General features: G+C 40.2%; 30 protein-coding genes and 1 pseudogene. 30 read left to right on the plus strand and 1 reads right to left on the minus strand.

Translation table 11 applies throughout. From position 1 onward, the window contains the following. From rplB to sucD, 30 genes and pseudogenes are all read left to right on the plus strand, one after another. A complete protein-coding gene (gene rplB, locus IPM92_04635) occupies positions 1–831 on the plus strand; it encodes a 50S ribosomal protein L2 (GenBank protein MBK9107671.1) in 831 nt (276 codons plus the stop codon). Positions 832–843: 12 nt separating this feature from the next. Then, a complete protein-coding gene (gene rpsS, locus IPM92_04640) occupies positions 844–1,107 on the plus strand; it encodes a 30S ribosomal protein S19 (protein MBK9107672.1) in 264 nt (87 codons plus the stop codon). Positions 1,108–1,130: 23 nt separating this feature from the next. After that, positions 1,131–1,499, plus strand: a complete 369-nt coding sequence (gene rplV / locus IPM92_04645; GenBank protein ID MBK9107673.1) for a 50S ribosomal protein L22 — start codon at positions 1,131–1,133, stop codon at positions 1,497–1,499. A 21-nt stretch (positions 1,500–1,520) separates the two neighbouring features. Beyond that, positions 1,521–2,285, plus strand: coding sequence for a 30S ribosomal protein S3 (gene rpsC, locus IPM92_04650; protein ID MBK9107674.1), 765 nt, complete (start codon positions 1,521–1,523; stop codon positions 2,283–2,285). A 51-nt stretch (positions 2,286–2,336) separates the two neighbouring features. After that, complete coding sequence (rplP, locus tag IPM92_04655; protein MBK9107675.1) at positions 2,337–2,768, plus strand: 50S ribosomal protein L16; 432 nt, start codon at positions 2,337–2,339, stop codon at positions 2,766–2,768. Positions 2,769–2,780: 12 nt separating this feature from the next. Continuing rightward, a complete protein-coding gene (rpmC, locus tag IPM92_04660) occupies positions 2,781–2,987 on the plus strand; it encodes a 50S ribosomal protein L29 (GenBank protein MBK9107676.1) in 207 nt (68 codons plus the stop codon). Positions 2,988–3,000: 13 nt separating this feature from the next. Next, a complete protein-coding gene (rpsQ, locus tag IPM92_04665) occupies positions 3,001–3,261 on the plus strand; it encodes a 30S ribosomal protein S17 (GenBank protein ID MBK9107677.1) in 261 nt (86 codons plus the stop codon). A gap of 20 nt (positions 3,262–3,281) precedes the next feature. Then, the gene (gene rplN, locus IPM92_04670) at positions 3,282–3,647 is read left to right on the plus strand and encodes a 50S ribosomal protein L14 (protein MBK9107678.1); all 366 of its coding nucleotides are present in this window, start codon (positions 3,282–3,284) and stop codon (positions 3,645–3,647) included. A gap of 17 nt (positions 3,648–3,664) precedes the next feature. Beyond that, complete coding sequence (gene rplX / locus IPM92_04675; protein MBK9107679.1) at positions 3,665–3,979, plus strand: 50S ribosomal protein L24; 315 nt, start codon at positions 3,665–3,667, stop codon at positions 3,977–3,979. After that, positions 3,979–4,536: a 50S ribosomal protein L5 gene (rplE, locus tag IPM92_04680; GenBank protein MBK9107680.1), complete on the plus strand. Its 558-nt coding sequence runs from the start codon at positions 3,979–3,981 to the stop codon at positions 4,534–4,536. Before rplX ends, rplE begins: the two co-directional genes overlap by 1 nt. Positions 4,537–4,544: 8 nt before the next feature. After that, the gene (rpsN, locus tag IPM92_04685; protein ID MBK9107681.1) at positions 4,545–4,814 is read left to right on the plus strand and encodes a 30S ribosomal protein S14; all 270 of its coding nucleotides are present in this window, start codon (positions 4,545–4,547) and stop codon (positions 4,812–4,814) included. Between the two features lie 20 nt (positions 4,815–4,834). Next, positions 4,835–5,242, plus strand: coding sequence for a 30S ribosomal protein S8 (rpsH, locus tag IPM92_04690; GenBank protein MBK9107682.1), 408 nt, complete (start codon positions 4,835–4,837; stop codon positions 5,240–5,242). A gap of 19 nt (positions 5,243–5,261) precedes the next feature. Continuing rightward, positions 5,262–5,813 (plus strand): 50S ribosomal protein L6, encoded by a 552-nt coding sequence (gene rplF / locus IPM92_04695; protein ID MBK9107683.1) that lies wholly within the window; start codon positions 5,262–5,264, stop codon positions 5,811–5,813. A 30-nt stretch (positions 5,814–5,843) separates the two neighbouring features. Beyond that, entirely contained in the window at positions 5,844–6,194 is a 351-nt protein-coding gene (locus IPM92_04700) for a 50S ribosomal protein L18 (GenBank protein ID MBK9107684.1), read from the plus strand. A 23-nt stretch (positions 6,195–6,217) separates the two neighbouring features. After that, positions 6,218–6,742, plus strand: coding sequence for a 30S ribosomal protein S5 (gene rpsE / locus IPM92_04705; protein ID MBK9107685.1), 525 nt, complete (start codon positions 6,218–6,220; stop codon positions 6,740–6,742). A gap of 9 nt (positions 6,743–6,751) precedes the next feature. Further along, positions 6,752–6,931, plus strand: coding sequence for a 50S ribosomal protein L30 (rpmD, locus tag IPM92_04710; protein MBK9107686.1), 180 nt, complete (start codon positions 6,752–6,754; stop codon positions 6,929–6,931). A gap of 6 nt (positions 6,932–6,937) precedes the next feature. Further along, a complete protein-coding gene (gene rplO, locus IPM92_04715; GenBank protein ID MBK9107687.1) occupies positions 6,938–7,384 on the plus strand; it encodes a 50S ribosomal protein L15 in 447 nt (148 codons plus the stop codon). 10 nt (positions 7,385–7,394) lie between these two features. Further along, complete coding sequence (secY, locus tag IPM92_04720; GenBank protein MBK9107688.1) at positions 7,395–8,750, plus strand: preprotein translocase subunit SecY; 1,356 nt, start codon at positions 7,395–7,397, stop codon at positions 8,748–8,750. Positions 8,751–8,755: 5 nt separating this feature from the next. Beyond that, a complete protein-coding gene (gene map, locus IPM92_04725; GenBank protein MBK9107689.1) occupies positions 8,756–9,556 on the plus strand; it encodes a type I methionyl aminopeptidase in 801 nt (266 codons plus the stop codon). 33 nt (positions 9,557–9,589) lie between these two features. Further along, positions 9,590–9,808 (plus strand): translation initiation factor IF-1, encoded by a 219-nt coding sequence (infA, locus tag IPM92_04730; GenBank protein MBK9107690.1) that lies wholly within the window; start codon positions 9,590–9,592, stop codon positions 9,806–9,808. A gap of 7 nt (positions 9,809–9,815) precedes the next feature. Next, positions 9,816–9,932 (plus strand): 50S ribosomal protein L36, encoded by a 117-nt coding sequence (rpmJ, locus tag IPM92_04735; GenBank protein ID MBK9107691.1) that lies wholly within the window; start codon positions 9,816–9,818, stop codon positions 9,930–9,932. A gap of 18 nt (positions 9,933–9,950) precedes the next feature. Further along, complete coding sequence (gene rpsM, locus IPM92_04740) at positions 9,951–10,328, plus strand: 30S ribosomal protein S13 (GenBank protein ID MBK9107692.1); 378 nt, start codon at positions 9,951–9,953, stop codon at positions 10,326–10,328. Between the two features lie 17 nt (positions 10,329–10,345). Further along, positions 10,346–10,732 (plus strand): annotated as a pseudogene (gene rpsK, locus IPM92_04745) (30S ribosomal protein S11). A gap of 20 nt (positions 10,733–10,752) precedes the next feature. Then, the gene (rpsD, locus tag IPM92_04750) at positions 10,753–11,364 is read left to right on the plus strand and encodes a 30S ribosomal protein S4 (protein MBK9107693.1); all 612 of its coding nucleotides are present in this window, start codon (positions 10,753–10,755) and stop codon (positions 11,362–11,364) included. A 31-nt stretch (positions 11,365–11,395) separates the two neighbouring features. Beyond that, a complete protein-coding gene (locus IPM92_04755) occupies positions 11,396–12,394 on the plus strand; it encodes a DNA-directed RNA polymerase subunit alpha (GenBank protein MBK9107694.1) in 999 nt (332 codons plus the stop codon). 32 nt (positions 12,395–12,426) lie between these two features. Beyond that, positions 12,427–12,915 (plus strand): 50S ribosomal protein L17, encoded by a 489-nt coding sequence (gene rplQ, locus IPM92_04760; protein ID MBK9107695.1) that lies wholly within the window; start codon positions 12,427–12,429, stop codon positions 12,913–12,915. A gap of 122 nt (positions 12,916–13,037) precedes the next feature. Continuing rightward, positions 13,038–14,171 (plus strand): glutamine-hydrolyzing carbamoyl-phosphate synthase small subunit, encoded by a 1,134-nt coding sequence (gene carA, locus IPM92_04765; GenBank protein MBK9107696.1) that lies wholly within the window; start codon positions 13,038–13,040, stop codon positions 14,169–14,171. After that, positions 14,164–15,450 carry a phosphopyruvate hydratase gene (gene eno / locus IPM92_04770; protein MBK9107697.1) on the plus strand — a complete coding sequence of 429 codons (1,287 nt, stop codon included), beginning with the start codon at positions 14,164–14,166 and terminating at the stop codon, positions 15,448–15,450. The genes carA and eno overlap by 8 nt, the downstream gene beginning before the upstream one ends. Positions 15,451–15,486: 36 nt before the next feature. Continuing rightward, positions 15,487–15,828: a hypothetical protein gene (locus IPM92_04775; GenBank protein MBK9107698.1), complete on the plus strand. Its 342-nt coding sequence runs from the start codon at positions 15,487–15,489 to the stop codon at positions 15,826–15,828. After that, entirely contained in the window at positions 15,816–16,691 is an 876-nt protein-coding gene (gene sucD / locus IPM92_04780) for a succinate--CoA ligase subunit alpha (GenBank protein MBK9107699.1), read from the plus strand. The genes IPM92_04775 and sucD overlap by 13 nt, the downstream gene beginning before the upstream one ends. Here sucD and IPM92_04785 read toward each other — a convergent pair. Then, on the minus strand, positions 16,688–17,170 hold the full coding sequence (locus IPM92_04785; protein ID MBK9107700.1) for a fatty acid hydroxylase: 483 nt from the start codon (positions 17,168–17,170) through the stop codon (positions 16,688–16,690). The two genes, sucD and IPM92_04785, sit on opposite strands and share 4 nt — an antisense overlap.

Genomic DNA, 17,170 nt, shown 5'->3' on the forward strand with positions numbered 1-17,170 from the left:
ATGCCAGTTAAAAAATTAAATCCGATTACCCCGGGAATGCGATTCCGCGTTCAGCTGACGCATGAAGAAATTACGACTTCAAAACCTGAGAAATCGCTGCTCGAAAGCATCAGTTCTCATGGCGGGCGCAATAACCAGGGAAGACAAACAATGCGTCACCGCGGTGGTGGACATAAAAGGCAATACAGAAAAATTGATTTCTTTCGCGACAAAGATGGAATTCCTGGAAAAGTAAAATCCATTGAATACGATCCAAATCGCTCATCGCATATTGCTTTACTCAATTACGCAGATGGTGAAAAGAGATATATTATCGCTCCACACGGCCTCAAAGTAGGAGATAGCGTGATGAGTGGTAAAAAAGCAACGCCCGATGTTGGAAATACCTTGTTTTTAGAGGATGTTCCCTTAGGTTCTTCAATCCATGCTATTGAATTACATCCCGGACAGGGAGCTTGTCTGGTGAGAAGCGCAGGAACAGCTGCAACTATGATGGGTAAAGAAGATAGGTATGCTTCTATCAAAATGCCTTCAGGTGAAATTCGCCGTATTTTGGCGACCTGTAGAGCTACCATGGGTTCAACTTCTAATCCGGACCATAGCCTTGAGCGTATGGGTAAAGCTGGAAGATTCAGATGGTTGGGCTGGAGGCCAAGAGTTCGAGGGGTAGCCATGAACCCGGTTGATCACCCAATGGGTGGTGGTGAAGGTCGTGCATCCGGAGGACATCCAAGATCAAGAAAAGGACTTATCGCAAAAGGTGCCAAAACGCGTTCACGCAAAAAGCATTCATCTAAACTCATTATTTCCAGAAGAAAAACAACCAATTAATAAAGATTAGATATGACTAGATCTATAAAAAAAGGCCCTTTTGTACACCATAAGCTTATGGAAAAAGTACATAAATCCAAAGAAGGAGGAAAGAAGACTGTTATCAAAACATGGAGCAGAGCTTCGGTAATTATTCCGGATATGGTTGGGGAGACAATTGCTGTTCACAACGGAAAAACATTCATACCTGTGTACATCACGGAAAACATGGTAGGCCATAAATTGGGAGAATTTTCACCTACAAGGACATTTAGAACACATTCAGGAAACAGATAATAAATAAATTAAAAGCAAAACAGATGGAAGCTGTAGCCAAATTGCGGAATTGCCCGATGTCAGCCAGGAAAATGAGGTTGGTTGTGGATTTGATAAGAGGGAAAAAAGTGGGTGAAGCACTCAGTATTTTGAAATTTACCAAAAAAGAAGCATCTATTTGGTTGGAGAAACTATTGTTATCTGCTATCAATAATTATGAGCAAAAGCACGGCGAAGGCTCTGCAGAAGGAGCAGATCTAATTGTTAAAACAGCATTTGTTGATGGTGGTATGATGCTAAAGCGTTTTCAACCTGCGCCTCATGGACGAGCACACAGAATTCGCAAGCGCAGAAATCACGTAACATTAGTGGTAGGTAATAAAAATGGAACAATCATTCAAAAAGAAGATTAATAAAAAAAACAATTTACTCGAATGGGTCAAAAAGCAAATCCGATAGGTAATCGCCTGGGAATCATCAGAGGATGGGACTCCAACTGGTTTGGGGGAAAGGCTTTCGCGCAAAAAGTAGTGGAAGATGAAAAAATCAGAAACTATCTCAATGCCCGTATTGAAAAAGGCGGACTGGCGCGCATTATCATCGAAAGAACGCTGAAACGCATCACGGTTTCAATACAAACATCAAGGCCTGGTATCATAATAGGTAAAGGAGGTACTGAAGTGGATAGCATTCGCGAAGAATTGAAAAAACTGACGAATCAGGACATCCAAATCAATATTCTTGAAATTCGCAAACCTGAATTGGATGCCGCTATTGTTGGGGAGTCTATCGCAAAACAGATTGAATCGAGAATTAACTATAGACGTGCCATTAAAATGTCCATTCAATCAACGATTCGTGCAGGTGCAGAAGGGATAAAAGTGCGCATTTCCGGACGATTGAACGGAGCAGAAATGGCCCGTTCTGAAGAATACAAAGAAGGCCGTATTCCGCTTCACACTTTCAGGGCTGATATAGATTATTCGATCAAGGAAGCTCAAACGGTGTATGGTAAAATCGGTATCAAAACCTGGATCTGTAAGGGTGAGGTGTTTGCGAAAAGAGATCTTTCACCGCTGGTAGGATTAGAGAAAAAGGAAACGAAAGGCGGCATGGGACAGGGACCAAACAGAAGAGGCGGCGGCGGAGATCGCGAAAACAGAGATAGAAGACCGGACCGCGGAGGAAAAAGGAGATAATAATTTTAAATAGTCGTAATTTTGCGATTCTTTTTTTAAAAGGTAAATAGTATGTTACAGCCAAAACGCCTTAAATACAGAAGGCAACAGAAAGGAAGGATTAAGGGAGTAGCTCACAGAGGTACTACGATTGCCTTTGGCACCTTTGGTTTGAAAGCGCTGGAAAGCAGCCGGATCACCAACCGCCAAATCGAAGCGGCACGTATTGCCATGACCCGCCATATGAAAAGAGAAGGAAATGTTTGGATCCGCATATTTCCGGACAAACCTATTACAGCTAAACCTGCTGAGGTAAGGATGGGAAAGGGAAAAGGAGCTTTAGATCATTATGTAGCCGTCGTGAAAGCAGGGACCATAATGTTTGAAATGGATGGAGTGCCTTTCGAAATTGCTGCACAGGCATTTTTATTGGCTGCCCAAAAGTTGCCAATAAAAACAAAGGTGATCGTTCGCAGAGAATTCCAAAATTTAGCAACCGCATAATTTATAATAGATATGGCATTGAAAAAATATAGCGAATTTGCCGGACTTGATACGGAAGTTCTTGAAAGAGACTTAAACACAGCTGTCACTGAATGGCATCGTTTGAAATTAGAACACAAGATTAAAGGTTTACAAAATCCGGTTCAGATCAGACACATTCGCAAGGAAATTGCACAAATGAAAACGGAACTCATCAAAAGAACTTCAGCAAAAGCATAAAATCATATTTGGAATGGAAGAACGGAATTTAAGAAAATCGAAAATAGGAGTTGTAAGCTCTAACAAAATGGAGAAAACCATTGTGGTTAAAGTGGAGCGCTCCATGATGCACGCCAAATATGGCAAAAAGATGAAGAAAACTTCTAAATATTTCGCACACGATGAAAAAAATGAATGCGGAATTGGAGATATGGTAAAGATCATGGAAACCAGGCCTATGAGCAAAAATAAAACATGGCGTTTGGTTGAAATTATAAAAAAGGAGAATAATTAACGCTTAAAAATTAGAGTGGTATGATACAGCAGGAATCCAGATTAAATGTGGCAGATAATAGTGGTGCCAAAGAAGTGCTTTGCATCCGCGTTTTGGGTGGCACTAAAAGGCGCTATGCTTCAGTGGGTGACAAAATAGTTGTTACTGTAAAGTCCGCTACTCCGGGTGGTGTCAAAAAAGGTACGGTTTCAAAAGCTGTTATCGTTAGAACGAAAAAAGAGATCCGCCGTAAGGATGGAACATACATTCGATTTGACGACAATGCAGTCGTTTTGCTAAATCCATCAGATGAACCGAGAGGTACGCGTATATTCGGTCCGGTAGCCCGCGAACTCAGAGAAAAGGATTATATGCGTATTGTTTCTTTAGCCCCCGAAGTACTTTAATTCGAAAATGTATAAACATGAAAAAGTTTAAAATAAAAACAGGTGATAAAGTTGAGGTGATAGCTGGTTCCAACAAAGGGAAATCGGGTATCATCACCAGAATGATCTTGGAAAAAGATCGCGCGGTGATTGAAGGCCTTAATATTGTTAAAAAGCATACAAAACCGACCAATAATAATCCGGGTGGTATTGTTGAAATGTCGGCACCTATACATATTTCTAACCTGGCGCTTTTAGATCCTAAAAGCGGAAAGCCAACAAGGGTAGGATATAAGGTAGAGAATGGAAAAAAACTAAGAGTTTCTAAACAATCAGGTGAAATTATAAAGTAATGAGTTACCAGAACAGATTAAGACAGCAATACCTGACCAGCGTGGTTCCTGCATTGAAGGAAAAGTTTAATTACAAATCCATTATGGAGGTTCCCAAATTAGTGAAAATCAGCATCAATCAAGGCGTTGGTTCCGCAACACAGGACAAAAAGCTGGTCGATATTTCGATTAACGAAATGACTACGATTACCGGCCAAAAAGCCGTTGCAACAATGTCTAAAAAGGCAGTATCTAACTTTAAACTTCGCGAGAAAATGCCCATTGGCGCAAAAGTTACACTTCGCAGAGATCGCATGTACGAATTTCTGGATCGCCTTGTAACCGTGGCCTTACCTCGTGTACGTGACTTTAGAGGGATTAATGATAATTCATTCGACGGTAGAGGAAATTATACATTGGGAATTACAGAGCAAATCATCTTTCCTGAAATTGATCTTGACAAAATCAATAAGATTGCAGGTATGGATATCACCTTTGTTACTACAGCAAAAACAGATGCAGAAGCTTATGAATTGTTGAAGCAACTGGGACTGCCATTTAAAAATCAGAAAAATTAATTGAAAATATGTCCAAGAAGTCAATTATAGCACGCCAGGAAAAACGCGAGAAAGTAGTTGCGAAATACCGGGAACTTCGCCTTAAACTAAAGGCAGAAGGAAATTATGATGCCCTCAGTAAATTGCCAAGGAATGCATCTCCGGTGCGTTTGAAAAACAGATGTCAATTGACAGGCAGACCTAAGGGATATATGAGAAGGTTTGGAGTTTCCAGAAATGTCTTTCGTTTAATGGCATTGGATGGAAAAATTCCAGGAATTGTAAAAGCAAGTTGGTAGTTTATTAAAGTAAAAAAATTATGTCAGCAGTTACCGATCCAATAGCAGATTATTTAACGCGCATCCGCAATGCACAGCAGGCTGGATTTCGCATCGTAGATATTCCGGCTTCCAATGAAAAGAAACGCATTACGGAGATTCTTTACAATTATGGTTATATTCTCAAATACAAATTCGAGGATACTGAAAATAATCAAGGCTTGATCCGCATAGCGCTTAAATACGATCCATTAACCCGTGTACCGATCATCCGGACACTAACGAGAGTTAGTAAACCAGGACGAAGAGTATACGCTAAGGCCGATAATATAAAACGCGTCATTGATGGATTGGGCATCGCCATTATTTCCACTTCTAAAGGTTTACTTACCGATAAGGAAGCTAAGAAGGCCAACGTAGGTGGAGAAATATTGTGTCATATTCAATAATAACATTAAACCGAATCGAATGTCACGGATAGGTAAAAAATTAATCAAAATTCCGACAGGAGTGGATGTCAAAATCGATACAGCTTCTGTTACGGTAAAAGGCCCGAAAGGCGCATTGACTCAGCAAATTGATCCGGATATGACCGTTAAAGTGGAGGATGGCATCATGCAGGTTACACGTCCTACAGAACAAAAACGCCATAAATCTGCGCACGGACTGACCAGAGCTTTATTGAGCAATATGGTAACTGGTGTTACAGATGGGTTTACCCGCGAAATGGAGTTAGTCGGTGTAGGTTACAGGGTTTCAAATGCTGGTAATGTTTTAGAGATTTCAGTGGGTTTTTCGCATCCTATTTATTTTGCTGTTCCTTCAGAACTCAAAGTTGAGACCGTTACAGAAAAAGGTTCCAATCCAAGAATTATTCTGAAAGGCTCAGACAACCAACTGCTCGGACAGGTTTGTGCCAAAATCAGAGCCATGAAATCTCCGGAACCATTCAAAGGCAAGGGTATCAAATTCAAAGGAGAAATATTGAGAAGAAAAGCTGGTAAGTCAGCAGGAAAATAATATTCGTTTACAAGTAAGATTCCACGTATAATGAAAAATACGAAAATTATAAAAAGACAAAAAATCAAATACCGCATTCGCAAATCTGTGAATGGTACTGCAGAAAAACCTCGTTTGGCAGTATTTAAAAGCAATACCGGTATTTATTGCCAATTAATTGATGACTTAAGTGGGCATACTTTATGCGCAGCTTCATCAAAGGAAAAGGGCTTGGAAAAGGCTCCTAAATCTGAAATGGCTAAAAAAGTAGGGGCCCTCATCGCGAACAAAGCACAGGGTATGAAAATACAGAATGTGGTATTCGATAGAGGTGGATTTATCTATCACGGTCGCATCAAAGCACTGGCTGATGCTGCTCGCGAAGGCGGACTTCAATTTTAATAAATCGATTAGAAAAATAGATCATGGGAAAAACGCATGTAGTAAAAGTTAAAGCGGCTGGAGAAACGGAACTTAAAGAAAAATTGGTATCTCTTAACCGCGTTGCGAAAGTAACGAAAGGGGGTAGGACCTTTAGCTTTTCGGCACTCGTTGTCGTCGGCGATGGTCATGGCATAGTAGGGCAGGGAATCGGTAAAGCGCGTGAGGTATCAGACGCTATTTCTAAAGCAGTTGATGATGCCAAGAAAAATTTAATCAAAGTTCCAATTCAAAAGGGCACCATTTCACACGAACAAAAAGGAAAATTTGGTGCTGGTCGCGTATTTATAAAACCGGCTGCAGATGGAACAGGAGTTATTGCCGGAGGTGCCATGAGAGCTGTTTTGGAAATTGCAGGAATACATAATGTATTGGCAAAATCCATGGGCTCTTCCAATCCTCATAATGTCGTCAAGGCGACCCTTGATGCCCTGACAAAAATCAGAAGCCCGTATGATGTGGCAAAAGATAGAAAAATTGATTTGGTAAAAGTTTTTGAAGGATTTTAATAGTGCAACATGTCTAAAATCAGAATCACACAAACGAAAAGCGTAATCAAGGCTAATTCTAAGCAGAAGCTTACCATACAAGCTCTTGGATTGCGCAACCTCCATGATAAAGTGGAATTGGAACACACTCCTCAGATCGATGGAATGTTGAAAAAAGTAAATCATCTTATTCACATTGAAAAGATATAACGGACTATGGAATTATATAATTTAAAACCGGCCAAGGGAGCCACTCATAAAGAAAAAAGAGTTGCAAGAGGTGAAGGATCAGGTCATGGAGGCACTTCCGGAAAAGGACATAAAGGTATGAAGGCCCGTTCAGGTGCAACTACTACCAAATCATTTGAAGGAGGTCAAACCCCTTTGCAAAGACGTCTGCCAAAATTTGGTTTCAGGAATGTGAACCGTATTGATTATAAAGAGGTGAACCTGGCTAATTTGGAAAAATATTCTGAAGAATATGGTTCCACAGAAATGAATCAGGATTTCTTTGTAAAAAACAAAATCTTCAATAAAAGAGACCGCATTAAATTACTTGGTAATGGCGATGTGACGAAATCTTATAAGCTCACCATACATGCATGTTCCGCATCTGCAAAATCCAAAATTGAAGCTGCAGGAGGATCTGTTGAATTGATTTAATTTTTAGAAAATGAAAAAACTAGTAGAGACTTTTAAGCATATTTGGAGTATCACGGAGCTGAAAGATAAAATTATCTATACACTGACCTTGTTGATCATATTTAGGGTAGGATCTTTTATCGTTTTGCCAGGAGTAGATCCTGCGATTTTAAGTCAGAAAACAACCAATGCTTCAAATAGTCTTTTTGGTTTGATTTCGAGTTATACAGGCGGTGCATTCGATAAGGCTTCCATATTTGCCTTAGGGGTCATGCCTTATATTACTGCTTCCATCATCATCCAGTTGTTGGGATTTGCAGTTCCGTTTTTTCAGCGTTTGCAACAAAAGGAAGGGGAATCAGGTAGAAAGAAATTGAACCAGATCACCCGGATGTTAACCGTATTAATAACCCTGGTTCAAGGGGGAGGTTACTTAACTTATGTAAAATCAATGGGTGCTGTTGACCCTAATGTAAGCCAGTTTATTTTCTGGTTTTCAAACAGTATTATTCTAGCTGCTGGTACCATATTCTGTATGTGGATAGGCGAAAGGATTACAGATAGAGGTATTGGTAATGGAATTTCACTCCTCATTATGATCGGTATCATTGCAACTTTGCCTTCGGCTTTTGCTTTCGAATTGAATACACAGCAGTTACTGCTATTCCTGGTAGAATTGGTCATCCTGTTCTTAATAGTTATAGCATGTATTCTGGTCATTCAGGGCGTTCGTAAAATACCGATTCAATTTGCAAAACGCATGGTGGGTAGAGGTGCAGGTTCCATGCCTGTTGGAAATAATCGCGATTTTATTCCTCTAAAAGTAAATGCAGCCGGGGTAATGCCCATCATCTTTGCTCAAGCGATTTTATTTCTGCCATTGACTGCTGTACAGTATATGACCTCTGATCCCAGTTTGGGAACTTCAGGGGTTCTTGGAGCAATTACAGATCCCTACGGATTCTGGCATAATTTTCTGACCTTTTTATTGGTCGTCGGGTTTACCTATATCTATACCGCTTTGATTGTGAATCCCCAGAATTATGCAGAATATTTAAAAAGACAAAATGCATTTATTCCCGGTATCAAACCAGGAGAAGATACAGAAGAGTATATAGATGCGACAACTACCAGGATTACCTTACCGGGTTCAATTTTTCTGGGATTTCTGACCATTTTGCCAGCTATAGCTGTGTTATTTGGAGTGAATCCTGAATTTGCCCGATTCTTTGGGGGATCTTCAGTTTTAATCATGGTTGGTGTAATTCTGGATACCCTCGCCGTTGTAGAATCGTATTTACTCATGCGCAAATACGACGGACTGGTAAAATCCGGAAGAATAGAAGGCCGTTTTAGCCAGGGCGTTGGTCCTGTAGTCAATGGTTAAAGCTAATGGTTTACCTCAAAACTGAAGAGGAAATCCAACAAATCAAAGTAAGTTGCCAGTTGGTAAGTCAGACGTTGGCAGAAATTGCTAAGATCCTCAGACCTGGTGTTACGGGTTTGGAATTGGATGCACTTGCCGGTACTTTTATACAAGATCATAAGGCGACTCCTGCATTTAAAGGCTATCATGGCTTTCCAGCAAATCTTTGCATTTCATTGAACGAACAAGTAGTGCATGGCATACCAAATAACTTGCCTATCAAAGAAGGCGATGTCGTGTCAGTAGATTGTGGAGTACAGTTCAATGGATTCTTTGGTGATTCTGCTTATTCTTTTGCCGTTGGAGATGTTCATGATGGAGTTTTAAATCTATTAAAAGCTACCCTTAAATCACTTTGGCTTGGTATCGGCCAGGCTATTGCAGGAAATCGCATAGGCGATATCAGTAATGCCATTCAGGAGTACACAGAGGTCCATCATCACTATGGAGTCGTAAGAGAGCTCGTTGGCCATGGAATCGGTAGACAGCTCCATGAACCGCCTGATGTGCCAAATTTTGGAAAAAAAGGGAAGGGTATGGTCTTAAAGGAAGGATTGGTTATTGCCATCGAGCCTATGATCAATCTTGGAACCCATCGCGTGAAACAATTAAAGGATGGTTGGACCATTGCAACTCAGGATAAAAAAACCTCAGCGCACTACGAACATACCATTGTTGTTAGAAAAGATAGGGCAGAATGCCTCTCAGATCACACAATAATTGAAACTTCCGTTAAAAATAACAAAGAATTGACAGAAATTGCGTAAAAAGATAGATATTTGCACTCCGAAAAAATTTAGATGGCAAAAAAAGACCTGATAATCCAGGATGGAATCATAGAAGAAGCCCTTTCAAACGCAATGTTTAGAGTGCGACTGCAAAATGACCATCTGATAATCGCCACAATTTCAGGTAAAATGCGGATGAATTACATCAGGATATTGCCAGGAGATAAGGTTTCGGTAGAAATGAGCCCTTACGACTTGTCGCGAGGACGTATTACTTATAGATATAAATAAATAAGGTATGAAAGTCAGAACTTCGATTAAAAAGCGAACCGTTGATTGCAAGTTTGTCCGCAGAAAGGGCAGGCTGTACATTATTAATAAAAAGAATCCTAAATACAAACAACGTCAAGGATAGTTATTAACCCAAGCTTATATGGCACGTATATCAGGAATAGATTTACCAAGAAACAAAAGAGGCGTAATAGGCCTCACTTATATTTATGGCATAGGTCCAACCTCTGCAAAAAATATTTTAAGTAAAGTAGGGCTTAATGAAAGTGTACGCGTCGTGGATTGGTCCAATGACCAGGTTCAGGCGATCGCTAAAGTCATACAAGAAGAGTATAGAGTTGAGGGAGAACTTCGCTCAGATGTCCAGTTGAGTATTAAAAGGCTTATGGATATTGCTAGTTACCGAGGTATCAGACATAGAAAAGGTTTGCCGGTAAGAGGACAACGAACCAAAACCAATGCAAGAACTCGTAAAGGCAAACGGAAGACGGTTGCAAACAAGAAAAAAGCTACTAAATAATTAACAGTACTGTTTATATGGCAAAAGGTAAAAAAGCAAAAAAGAGGAAAGTCAAAGTGGATGCTGATGGTTTGGCATACATACAGGCAACCTTTAACAACATCATTATCTCGCTGACCAATAAAGCTGGAGAAGTTATCTCCTGGGCAAGTGCAGGTAAATCCGGATTCAAAGGTTCAAAAAAGAATACGCCCTTCGCAGCACAAATGTCTGCAAACAGTGCGGCTTCTACTGCCTATGAGGCCGGAATGCGTTCTGCAGAAGTTTATGTGAAAGGCCCGGGCTCTTGAAGAGAAGCTGCAATTCGCGGTCTGGACTCATCCGGGATTCGGATTACCAAAATCACAGATTTAACGCCTATTCCACATAATGGTTGCAGACCTCCAAAACACAGAAGGGTATAATTTTAAATTGAACAAGAAGCATGGCTAGATATACTGGACCGGTAACAAAAAAATCAAGATCTTTTGGTCAATCCCTCACGGGTTATGACAAATCTTTCGAACGCAAAAAGTATGCTCCGGGTCAACATGGACCTTCCCGCAGAAAAAAGCAGCGCTCTGATTATGCTTTGCAGTTGATCGAAAAGCAAAAAGCAAAATATACTTACGGTGTACTTGAAAGACAATTCAGAAACATTTTCCACGATGCCCATAAAAAAGGTGGCATCACTGGAGAAAATCTTTTTCAGTATCTGGAAGCACGTCTTGATAATACCGTTTATCGGATGGGGATTTCAACTACGAGAAAAGGTGCTCGTCAGTTGGTTTCACATCGCCATATCATGGTGAATGGTAAACTCGTCAACATTCCTTCAGCTCGATTAAGACCTGGTGATGTGGTCACGGTACGTGGAAAATCACAAGGATTGGAGCTCATTCGCCATAACGTAGCTCAAAAAACAGATATGCGCAAATACGCATGGCTGGAATGGAATCCGGATAAAATGGAAGGCAAGTTTATACAATACCCAACACGCGATCAAGTTCCGGAACCCATCAACGAGCAGCTGATCGTCGAATTGTATTCTAAATAAGATTTTACCCATTACTATAAAAAATTCAAGCATGAGTATATTAAACTTTCAAAAGCCGGATAAAATCATTCTTCAAAAAGCAACCGACTTTGAAGGAACGTTTGAATTCAAACCACTGGAACCAGGTTTTGGACAAACAGTGGGCAACTCTTTAAGAAGAATATTATTGTCTTCATTAGAAGGCTTTGCTATTTCTTATGTTCGAATTGCAGGCGTTGAGCACGAATTTTCTACCATTAAAGGTGTTATGGAAGACGTCGTGGAAGTAATCCTGAATCTCAAACAGGTTCGTTTGAAACCTGCGATGGATGCCAATAGCTTAAAGGAAGAAAAAATCTACCTATCCATCAGCGGAAAAGATTCATTTGTTGCCGGTGATATCCAAAATGCAACGAATGTATTTACTGTAACCAATCCTGATTTGGTCATTTGTCGCATGGAACCTTTTGTTAATTTAGAACTGGAGTTGACCATTTCAAAAGGTAGAGGTTATGTTCCCGCAGATGAAATGATTACCAAAGATTTACCAATAGGAATTATTCCTGTAGATGCCATATATACGCCGATTAAAAAAGTTTCTTATAGCGTTTCAAATACACGTGTAGGACAAAAAACGGACTTTGAAAAGTTGTTGCTCGATGTTAAAACGGATGGTACGATTCATCCTGAAGATGCCGTCAAAGAAGCTGCAAGAATTATGATTCAACATCTTATGTTGATTACGGATGAAAATATCACTTTTGAGGATTCTGTACGCAAAGAAGATGTGATTGTCGATGAGCATATTTTACATATGCGAAAACTTCTAAAGACACCTTTGGAAGATTTGGATTTGAGCGTAAGAGCCTACAACTGTTTGAAAGCTGCTAAAATCAATAGCCTTGCAGAATTGGTGCGTTACGACACACACGAATTGCTGAAGTTTAGAAATTTCGGAAAAAAATCTTTGGTTGAAATTGAAGAATTACTTCAATTGAAAAATCTGAGTTTCGGAATGGACTTGAGCAAATATAAATTAGACGAAGATTAGTATTCATAAATTAGTAAGCAAATAAAATTGCCATGCGCCACGGAAAAGCATTTAACCATCTAAGTAGAAAAAAAGGACATAGGGTTTCATTATTAAGAAATCTAGCCATCTCTTTGATAAAGCATAAAAGAATCAACACAACGCTGGCTAAAGCCAAGGCATTAAGAGCGTTTATTGAACCCCTTTTAACAAAAGCCAAAAACAATACAACACATTCAAGGCGTATCGTTTTTAGCTATCTGCAAAATAATGACGCTATTACCGAATTATTTGCTGGGGTAGCTCTAAAAATTGCCGACAGACCGGGTGGTTATACCCGCGTACTTCGCACCGGATTCCGTTTAGGAGATGGTGCTGAAATGGCAATGATCGAAATGGTTGATTACAATACAGAAATGGTCTCTGCTTCTAAATCTTCGGCTCCTGAGGCTGAAGTGAAGAAAACCAGGAGAAGTCGGGCTAAGAAAAAGTCAGATGAATCAAGCACTGCTGAAACAACCATTCAGGAAGAAACAAATTAATTTTTAATAGATAGCGGCCAAATGGCCGCTTTTTTTTTGCCTTTTGGAAAAAACATCCTGCGGAATTCGCAGGGCTGTCCAGTTGGTAATATATTTGCAAAACTTTAATATAAATTTAATCCATGTCAGGAACCACGCAAACCAACGCCTTTCTATTACTGGAAGATGGAAGTTATTTTGAAGGATTTGCAGCGGGTAAATTGGGCACAGTAGGAGGTGAGATCTGTTTTAATACAAGCATGACCGGGTATCAGGAAATCTATACAGATCCAAGCTATTACGGTCAGATTATGATTAATACAAATGTTCATATTGGGAATTATGGCATCGTTCATTCGGAATCGGAATCATCGTCTGTGCAAATCCGGGGCTTGGTTTGTAGAAATTTTTCGGATCATCTGAGCAGGCCTTTGGCTCAGGATTCCTTGCAATCCTTTTTAGAGTCAAACGGAATCCCATGCATTCACGGCATAGATACCAGGGCTCTCGTACGGCATATTCGTATCCATGGAGCCATGAATGCAGTAATATCAACGGAATTCAATGATTTGGCCAAGTTAAAAGCATTTCTTCAATCTGTACCATCTATGGAAGGATTGGAGTTGGCAAGCATTGTAAGTACCCAGTCTGCTTATTACTATGGAAACCCACAGGCTGAATTTAAGCTTGCAGTGATGGATTATGGCATTAAAAAAAGCATTCTGAAACAATTGGATAAGGCCGGATTCTATATGCAGGTATTTCCCGCAAAAACCGACTTTGAATCCATAAATCGATGGAATCCGGATGCATTTTTTCTGTCAAATGGCCCAGGTGATCCGATGGCCATGGACTATGCTTTGGAAAATGTTCAAAAATTCGTGGAAACTAAAAAACCGGTTTTTGGAATTTGTCTGGGTCATCAGTTATTAAGTGTTACACTTGGCGTTCCAACTTTCAAAATGCATCATGGACATAGAGGCGGTAATCACCCCGTATTGAATTTGAATACCGGACTCTCTGAAATCACAAGCCAAAATCATGGTTTTGCGGTTGATGCAGAGATGCTGAAGCGTAAATCTGCAGACATTAGTTTAACCCACATCAATTTAAACGATAAATCGGTTGAGGGAATAGAACACAAAAAGCTTCCGGTATTCGGAGTACAATATCATCCGGAAGCAGGTCCAGGTCCCCATGATTCCAGATACCTGTTTACCCAATTCTACCAGAATCTCAGCAAGCTGCATCAAACAACAAAGATTACACATGAGTGAAATTATTGATATTCGTGCAAGAGAAATATTGGACAGTCGTGGCTACCCAACCCTGGAGGTTGAAGTGGAAACGGAATTCGGTGTCGTACAACGTGCTGCTATTCCTTCAGGAGCTTCTACCGGAAAGCACGAGGCACTTGAGTTAAGAGATGGCGATGCCAATAGATATAAAGGGAAAGGTGTTTTAAAAGCCTGCACATTTGTAGAAGAAGAATTATCAGATTGTTTGTTAGGTATCGAAGTAAGTCAGCAAAGAGAAATCGATCAATTGATGATTGAAGCAGATGGTACCGAAAATAAATCCCAATTCGGGGCAAATGCTATGTTGGGTATTTCATTGGCAGTGGCAAAAGCTGCAGCAATGGAAGCGGGTTTACCTCTTTACCGTTACGTTGGTGGAGTTAATGCTGCGGTACTCCCGGTCCCTATGATGAATATTATAAATGGAGGATCACATGCAGATAATAAACTGGATTTTCAGGAATTTATGATTATGCCGGTCGGAGCTTCCAGTTTTACAGAAGGACTCCGCATGGGTGCAGAAGTGTTTCATACTTTAAAAAAAGTATTGAAAGAAAAATCATATTCAACAAATGTAGGTGATGAAGGTGGATTTGCGCCAAATTTGAGATCCAATGAAGAAGCATTGGATTTAATCATGCAAGCAATTGAACAAGCCGGATACAAAACAGGAACGGATTTTGTCCTTGCCATGGATGCTGCAGCAAGCGAATTCTACGACGATAATATCAAAAAATATGTATTTCATAAATCCGGATCGGAATCTCTCGATGCTCCAGGAATGGTCAATTACTTGAATCGTCTGGTAGACCAGTATCCAATTTTTTCAATTGAGGATGGAATGGCTGAAGATGATTGGGAAGGTTGGAAAGAACTGACTCGCTTATTGGGTGCTAAAATTCAATTGGTTGGCGATGATGTTTTTGTAACAAATCCTTTAAGAATTCAAAAAGGTATTGATATGAACGTAGCAAACTCCGTTTTAATAAAAGTGAATCAAATTGGCACTTTGACTGAAACAATTGATGCAGTGCAATTAGCTCATAGAAATAAATATAAATGTGTAATGAGCCACAGATCAGGTGAAACAGAAGATACTACAATCGCTGATCTCGCTGTTGCATTGAATTGTGGACAAATCAAAACTGGTTCATTGTCGAGGTCTGACCGGGTCGCCAAGTACAATCAATTGCTCCGGATCGAGTGGGAATTGGGACAACAGGCACACTATCCGGGAAAAAGTATATTTGATAAATAAATATTATATATATTTGCCTAATATTCCCGTGATTAGATGCCAAGATTGGAATCTCAAACCCATATTCTCACTGCGCTCAAAAATTGGATTGACCGATACCGGTACATCCTAAGTTTTGGCTTTTTTGCTGTGCATATGATTTTTTTTGATCAATACCGGATTCCGGTGGCCTGGTCTATCTATAGCGATGTCAAAAAATTGGAAACAGAAAAAGCGGAGTATCAAAAATTAATTTCAAAACTTAGGGAGGATAAGCGTGATTTTGAGAATAATTATGAGAAATTTGCACGCGAAAAATATTACATGTCCAGATCAGATGAGGACGTATTTATCATCAAACAGAATTCCCCTAAGAATAAACAAACATGGCAGTTTTAGTTGGCGCCGGATCTAGAGTAATCGTTCAAGGATTTACAGGAAAAGAAGGCACATTTCATGCAGAACAGATGATTGCTTATGGTACTCCGGTTGTAGGTGGTGTTACACCCGGCAAAGGAGGCCAAATGCATTTAGACAGACCGGTTTTTAATACGGTCGCGGATGCTGTAAAATCAGTCGCCGCGAATACATCAATCATTTTTGTACCTCCGGCTTTTGCCGCAGATGCCATTATGGAAGCTGCTGAAGCAGGAATTCACCTCATCGTGTGCATCACTGAGGGGGTCCCCGTTCAGGATATGCTCAAAGTGAAGCAATATTTAAAAAATTATCCAACACAACTTATCGGGCCCAACTGTCCCGGAATTATTACGCCGGGCGAAGCTAAAGTGGGTATCATGCCCGGTTTTATACATAAAAAAGGAAGTATTGGCATCGTTTCGCGCTCTGGTACGCTCACTTATGAAGCGGTTGACCAGGTCACAAAAGCAGGCCTGGGCCAATCGACTTGCATCGGAATTGGTGGTGACCCCGTTCCGGGTACAACAACATTAGAAGCCATTCAATTGCTTATGGCAGATTATCAGACAGAAGGTATTGTTATGATCGGTGAAATCGGTGGTAATATGGAAACCGAAGCTGCTGAATGGATCAAAGCTTATGGAACGAAACCAGTGGTCGGTTTTATTGCAGGCAAAACTGCTCCAAAAGGCCGTAAAATGGGCCATGCCGGCGCTATCATCGGTGGTAAGGCAGATACGGCAGAAGCCAAGATGGAAGTGATGGCTGCCTGTGGAATTCATGTTGTTCAATCTCCGGCAGATATAGGTTCAACTATGAAAGCTGTCCTCAATAAAGCTTAAACTTTATTTGCTTCCTCTTTTGTTTTCTTCTTATTGAAATATCTGGGATGGACCAGCAACATTCCGAAAGATTCTCCATCTTCTTTTGTGGTCTTTGCGTGATGGGCGCCATGTGCTCTTAATACAGCTTTAGAATAATCAGTTTCCAACTGTTTAAACCAATTGAACCGTCTGTGGATGTAAACATCGTGAACTAGAAAATAACACAATCCATAAATGGAAATGCCAATACCGATGTAGAGTAAAAATCTCAACTCGGGATAAAAACTGCCAGCCATATAACAAGCTGCAGAGGGTAATGCAAAAACTAAGAAAAAACGGTCGTTCTTTTCCCAAAATCCTTTTTTCAGATGAATCGGATCGTGATGATCTGCATGCCATGACCATAAAATTCCATGCATAATGTACTTATGAGTAAACCAGGCCATGAATTCCATAAAGAAGAAAGCACCGACGATTAAAGCAATTGCTGTGAACAT

The sequence above is a fragment of the Saprospiraceae bacterium genome (assembly GCA_016719615.1).
Taxonomy (GTDB): Bacteria; Bacteroidota; Bacteroidia; order Chitinophagales; family Saprospiraceae; genus Vicinibacter.

What these genes read in the sequence shown, in the direction of transcription:
- rplB (MBK9107671.1), top strand. Translation starts at nt 1, where the DNA reads ATGCCAGTTAAAAAATTAAATCCGATTACCCCGGGAATGCGATTCCGC.
- rpsS (MBK9107672.1), top strand. Translation starts at nt 844, where the DNA reads ATGACTAGATCTATAAAAAAAGGCCCTTTTGTACACCATAAGCTTATG.
- rplV (MBK9107673.1), top strand. Translation starts at nt 1,131, where the DNA reads ATGGAAGCTGTAGCCAAATTGCGGAATTGCCCGATGTCAGCCAGGAAA.
- rpsC (MBK9107674.1), top strand. Translation starts at nt 1,521, where the DNA reads ATGGGTCAAAAAGCAAATCCGATAGGTAATCGCCTGGGAATCATCAGA.
- rplP (MBK9107675.1), top strand. Translation starts at nt 2,337, where the DNA reads ATGTTACAGCCAAAACGCCTTAAATACAGAAGGCAACAGAAAGGAAGG.
- rpmC (MBK9107676.1), top strand. Translation starts at nt 2,781, where the DNA reads ATGGCATTGAAAAAATATAGCGAATTTGCCGGACTTGATACGGAAGTT.
- rpsQ (MBK9107677.1), top strand. Translation starts at nt 3,001, where the DNA reads ATGGAAGAACGGAATTTAAGAAAATCGAAAATAGGAGTTGTAAGCTCT.
- rplN (MBK9107678.1), top strand. Translation starts at nt 3,282, where the DNA reads ATGATACAGCAGGAATCCAGATTAAATGTGGCAGATAATAGTGGTGCC.
- rplX (MBK9107679.1), top strand. Translation starts at nt 3,665, where the DNA reads ATGAAAAAGTTTAAAATAAAAACAGGTGATAAAGTTGAGGTGATAGCT.
- rplE (MBK9107680.1), top strand. Translation starts at nt 3,979, where the DNA reads ATGAGTTACCAGAACAGATTAAGACAGCAATACCTGACCAGCGTGGTT.
- rpsN (MBK9107681.1), top strand. Translation starts at nt 4,545, where the DNA reads ATGTCCAAGAAGTCAATTATAGCACGCCAGGAAAAACGCGAGAAAGTA.
- rpsH (MBK9107682.1), top strand. Translation starts at nt 4,835, where the DNA reads ATGTCAGCAGTTACCGATCCAATAGCAGATTATTTAACGCGCATCCGC.
- rplF (MBK9107683.1), top strand. Translation starts at nt 5,262, where the DNA reads ATGTCACGGATAGGTAAAAAATTAATCAAAATTCCGACAGGAGTGGAT.
- IPM92_04700 (MBK9107684.1), top strand. Translation starts at nt 5,844, where the DNA reads ATGAAAAATACGAAAATTATAAAAAGACAAAAAATCAAATACCGCATT.
- rpsE (MBK9107685.1), top strand. Translation starts at nt 6,218, where the DNA reads ATGGGAAAAACGCATGTAGTAAAAGTTAAAGCGGCTGGAGAAACGGAA.
- rpmD (MBK9107686.1), top strand. Translation starts at nt 6,752, where the DNA reads ATGTCTAAAATCAGAATCACACAAACGAAAAGCGTAATCAAGGCTAAT.
- rplO (MBK9107687.1), top strand. Translation starts at nt 6,938, where the DNA reads ATGGAATTATATAATTTAAAACCGGCCAAGGGAGCCACTCATAAAGAA.
- secY (MBK9107688.1), top strand. Translation starts at nt 7,395, where the DNA reads ATGAAAAAACTAGTAGAGACTTTTAAGCATATTTGGAGTATCACGGAG.
- map (MBK9107689.1), top strand. Translation starts at nt 8,756, where the DNA reads ATGGTTTACCTCAAAACTGAAGAGGAAATCCAACAAATCAAAGTAAGT.
- infA (MBK9107690.1), top strand. Translation starts at nt 9,590, where the DNA reads ATGGCAAAAAAAGACCTGATAATCCAGGATGGAATCATAGAAGAAGCC.
- rpmJ (MBK9107691.1), top strand. Translation starts at nt 9,816, where the DNA reads ATGAAAGTCAGAACTTCGATTAAAAAGCGAACCGTTGATTGCAAGTTT.
- rpsM (MBK9107692.1), top strand. Translation starts at nt 9,951, where the DNA reads ATGGCACGTATATCAGGAATAGATTTACCAAGAAACAAAAGAGGCGTA.
- rpsD (MBK9107693.1), top strand. Translation starts at nt 10,753, where the DNA reads ATGGCTAGATATACTGGACCGGTAACAAAAAAATCAAGATCTTTTGGT.
- IPM92_04755 (MBK9107694.1), top strand. Translation starts at nt 11,396, where the DNA reads ATGAGTATATTAAACTTTCAAAAGCCGGATAAAATCATTCTTCAAAAA.
- rplQ (MBK9107695.1), top strand. Translation starts at nt 12,427, where the DNA reads ATGCGCCACGGAAAAGCATTTAACCATCTAAGTAGAAAAAAAGGACAT.
- carA (MBK9107696.1), top strand. Translation starts at nt 13,038, where the DNA reads ATGTCAGGAACCACGCAAACCAACGCCTTTCTATTACTGGAAGATGGA.
- eno (MBK9107697.1), top strand. Translation starts at nt 14,164, where the DNA reads ATGAGTGAAATTATTGATATTCGTGCAAGAGAAATATTGGACAGTCGT.
- IPM92_04775 (MBK9107698.1), top strand. Translation starts at nt 15,487, where the DNA reads ATGCCAAGATTGGAATCTCAAACCCATATTCTCACTGCGCTCAAAAAT.
- sucD (MBK9107699.1), top strand. Translation starts at nt 15,816, where the DNA reads ATGGCAGTTTTAGTTGGCGCCGGATCTAGAGTAATCGTTCAAGGATTT.
- IPM92_04785 (MBK9107700.1), bottom strand. Translation starts at nt 17,170, where the DNA reads ATGTTCACAGCAATTGCTTTAATCGTCGGTGCTTTCTTCTTTATGGAA.